Source organism: Dyella sp., from assembly GCF_035508675.1.
Lineage (GTDB): Bacteria > Pseudomonadota > Gammaproteobacteria > Xanthomonadales > Rhodanobacteraceae > Dyella_B.
Genome location: NZ_DATJMN010000197.1, coordinates 1 through 3,603 on the forward strand (window position 1 = coordinate 1; position 3,603 = coordinate 3,603).

A 3,603-nucleotide genomic window follows, 5' to 3' on the forward strand; every position below is an offset into this window, starting at 1 on the left:
CGCCGCGGTATGCCACCTTGAGCCTGCACGCGAACCAGCCGGTGACGATCCGCCTCGATTACAAGCCCGACGTCGATTACAGCCGCATGGGCTTGGGCGTGATTGCTATCGACGATCTGATTTCCGCCGATGCCAGGAAGATCGCCGCGATGGCCGATGCCGCGGTGGTCGCGGTCGGCTTCGATCCCAGTTCCGAAAGCGAAGCCTACGACCGCACGTTCCAGTTGCCATGGGGGCAGGAAGCGCTGATCGAAGCGGTGGCCGACGTCAACCGCAAGACGGTGGTGACCGTGACCTCCGGCGGTGCTTATGCCACCGACGGCTGGCTCGATCGCGTGCCGGCGCTGTTGCAGAACTGGTATCCCGGGCAGGAGGGCGGCACGGCGATCGCGCAGGTGCTGTTCGGCGAACACTCGCCGGAAGGCAAGCTGCCGATCAGCTTCGAGCGGCAATGGGCCGACAATCCCAGCCATGACTGGTACGACGCGCCGCCGCATCCCGCCGGCACCAATCCTTCGGTGACTTACGGCAACGGCGTGTTCCTCGGCTATCGCTGGTACACCAGCCATCCGGACAAAACGCAGCCGCTGTTTCCGTTCGGCTACGGCTTGTCGTACACCCGCTTCGGTTTCACGAATCTCACGACGAAGACGCTGGGGCCCGATCAGGTCGAGATATCGTTCGACGTCACCAACACCGGCCAGCGCGAGGGCGCCGAAGTGGCGCAGGTGTATGTGGGCGATCCGTCGGCCACGGTGCCGCGTCCGGCGCGCGAGCTGAAGGCATTCCGCAAGGTGCGCCTGCAGCCGGGGCAGACGCAGCACGTGAGCCTGCAACTGGATCGTCGGGCGTTCGCGTATTACGACGTCGGCCACCACGGTTGGAAGGTCGATCCGGGCGTGTTCAAGGTGTATGTGGGTGATGCGTCGAACGACACGCCGTTGGAGGCGGGGCTTACGCTGAAGTGATGGCTGATGTCGTTTCAATACGCTCGCCATTCCGGCGAAGGCCGGAATGGCGAGCGGTTTTGAAATGGCATCGACACCATCACGGCTCCCACACCCGCCGCCGCTCCCCTTGGATGAAATGCCCCAGCGCCGCCAGCGGCCGCACGCGATCGCAGACGATCTTGAAGATCGCCAGCAACGGCACCGCCAGCACCGCGCCCGGAATGCCCCACATCCAATCCCAGAACAACAACGACGCCATCACCAGTACCGGATTGAGCGTGAAGCGCCGCGCAAGAATCATCGGGGTCACCGCTTCGCCTTCGGTGACGTGCACGCAGATGTACACCGCCATCGGCATGAAGGCCTTCCACAGCGGGTCCAGGCTTAGCATGCCCACGGCCAGGAACATCACCATGCCGGTGAGCGGGCCGAAGATCGGCACGTAATTGAGCATGAAAGCGGTCACCGCCCACAGCAGCGGATCGGGCAGGCCCAATAGCCACATGCCCACGCCGATGGCAATGCCGACGAGGGTGTTCATGATGGTGATGGTGATCAGGTAGACGGAAATATCGCTTTCCACCTGCTGCGCAATATCGATCACCTGCCGCTTGTCGCCGAAGGTCGGCATCACTTCCACCAGGCGCCGCAGGAAGGTATCGCCGGCGAGCAACAGGAAAAACAGCATCAGCATCGTCCACACGAAGCCGGAGGCAAAGTGGTGCATGGTGGAGAGCAGCAACTGCTGGAAGTCCGTGCCGCCGGATGAAGGCGGTTGCGCCCCGCTGCCGACTACCGCGCTCTGCGCGTGCTTGAACAGCTTGCCCAGCTTGTCCATCGGCTGGCTGATGATCCGCACGCGCTGCTGCAGGCGCGGCAGGCCTTGCGGCAGGCGTTGCGCCCACTCTGCAGCGGGCGAACTGAGCAGATCGGCCAGCCCGAAGAAGATGCCGAGCAGCAGGGCCACCGCCAGCAATGCTGCGACCAAGCGCGGCACGCGCAGGCGCTTCAACAGCTTCATGGCCGGCTGCACCAGCAACTTGAGGAAAAAGGCCAGTACCAGCGGCAATACCACTTCCCTGGCGGCATACAGGCAGGCAAACAGGGCGAGCACGAACAGCCCGCCACGGTACACGATGGATGCGTCGTGCGGGAGCGGCATGTTGGGCCTGGAGTGGTCGTCGGTGGCTTTGACCACGGTGTTTTTGACCGGTAGCGTTGTGTCGCCTGACGATGCGCATCGCGCGATCTAGGGTGGGTGAAGTGGCTGTGGGGGGAGTGTTTTTTTGGACGGCTATCTGTGCGTGCCGAAGCCCGTAGGCTGGGATGAAATCCCAGCTTTCGTTGGCATGGCGATGCTGGGATTGCATCCCGGCCTACCGGCGCCGCAATACCAGGCGATGTCCTGTCGGATCCTTCACCAAGACGTTGCGGCCGCCTTCCACCTCCATCACCGTCCGGTCTGCCGCCACATCGTCCGGGGCCATCGCCATCCCTTCATCTGCATGCGCGCGATAGCACAGCAGCTCCAGCCGCGGTGGTTCATCCAGCGCTGCGGCCAGCGCGACCACCTCGACGTCCACATCGGTGATGCCATCCAGCCGTTGCTGCTCCGGCCCGCGCTGGCGTGAACGCGACATCACGCGGAAACCCAGTTGCTGGTAGAACGCTAACGACTGCGGCAAGTCCGCAGCCACCAGCGCCGTTTGGTCGATGCCGAGAAACAATCCGGCGCGATGCTGCCAGCGTGGGTCGCCCACGCCGACGGGAAAATGGATCAATTCCAGCGGATGTCCGTCCGGATCGCGAAACTTGTAAGCGGTGACCGCGCCGCTTGCCGGCGGCAGGGTTTGCGGGCCGCCCTGGCTGATCGGCTCGAACGCGTGGCGGCACAGCTGCGCATACGCGGCGGGCATGTCCGCCACCACGATGGCCAGGTGTTGAAACCAGGGATCGGCAGCACTATGGCGCGACGGATAGGGAAAGCCGTGCGAATCGAACGCCACCAGCCGCAACTCCTGCTCGCCCAGTTGCAGGCGCGCCACGCGGCAGGCGGTGGCTCGCTGGCCGCGCCGCGTTTGCTCCAGCAGCGTGAAGTGCAGCGTATCGCAGTAAAAAGCCAGTGCACGCGGCAAGTCGGTGACATTGCGGCTTACATACTTCACGCGCCATGCGCGCCCGAGGCTCATGGCCGCTGTGCGCCCCGGCAATTGGTGTAGATCGCATACAGCGTTTGCGAGGCGCAGATGAATAGGCGGCTGTAGTAACGCCCGCCAAAACACAAGTTGGCCGCCTTGCACGGCAGCTTGATGCGGCCGATCAGCTTGCCTTGCGGGTCGAAGCAGCTCACGCCATCGGACGTGGCCGCCCACAGGTTGCCGGCTTCGTCGCAACGGATGCCATCGGCGTGAGCGCTTACGAATCGCCGTCCGTTGGCGAGGCGCGGCGGCTGGTTTTCTTCGGCCTGCACGTCGAACACCCAGATTTCGCCGCGCGGTTCGGCGGCGAACTGCAGGCCCGATTCCACCAGGTACAACTTCGTTTCGTCCGGCGAGAAACACAGGCCGTTCGGGCCTTCGAATTGATCGGTAACGACATGCATGCGGCCACTGCGCGCATCGATGCAGTACACGCGCGCCGGCAATTCGCGTTC

The 3,603-nt window shown here is 64.0% G+C and carries 4 protein-coding genes; 1 reads left to right on the forward strand and 3 read right to left on the reverse strand.

Translation table 11 applies throughout. The features are described from left to right. A partial coding sequence (locus VMA74_RS10555; protein ID WP_325366720.1) for a glycoside hydrolase family 3 C-terminal domain-containing protein occupies window positions 1-968 on the forward strand: 968 nt, incomplete at its 5' end. Between the two features lie 79 nt (window positions 969-1,047). Here VMA74_RS10555 and VMA74_RS10560 read toward each other — a convergent pair. From VMA74_RS10560 to VMA74_RS10570, 3 genes are all read right to left on the reverse strand, one after another. Then, window positions 1,048-2,148 carry an AI-2E family transporter gene (locus VMA74_RS10560; protein WP_325366721.1) on the reverse strand — a complete coding sequence of 367 codons (1,101 nt, stop codon included), beginning with the start codon at window positions 2,146-2,148 and terminating at the stop codon, window positions 1,048-1,050. Window positions 2,149-2,326: 178 nt separating this feature from the next. Then, complete coding sequence (locus VMA74_RS10565) at window positions 2,327-3,139, reverse strand: VOC family protein (RefSeq protein ID WP_325366722.1); 813 nt, start codon at window positions 3,137-3,139, stop codon at window positions 2,327-2,329. Continuing rightward, on the reverse strand, window positions 3,136-3,603 hold a 468-nt coding region (locus VMA74_RS10570), incomplete at its 5' end, for an SMP-30/gluconolactonase/LRE family protein (RefSeq protein WP_325366723.1). The genes VMA74_RS10565 and VMA74_RS10570, both read right to left, overlap by 4 nt.

What these genes read in the sequence shown, in the direction of transcription:
- VMA74_RS10565 (WP_325366722.1), bottom strand. Translation starts at nt 3,139, where the DNA reads ATGAGCCTCGGGCGCGCATGGCGCGTGAAGTATGTAAGCCGCAATGTC.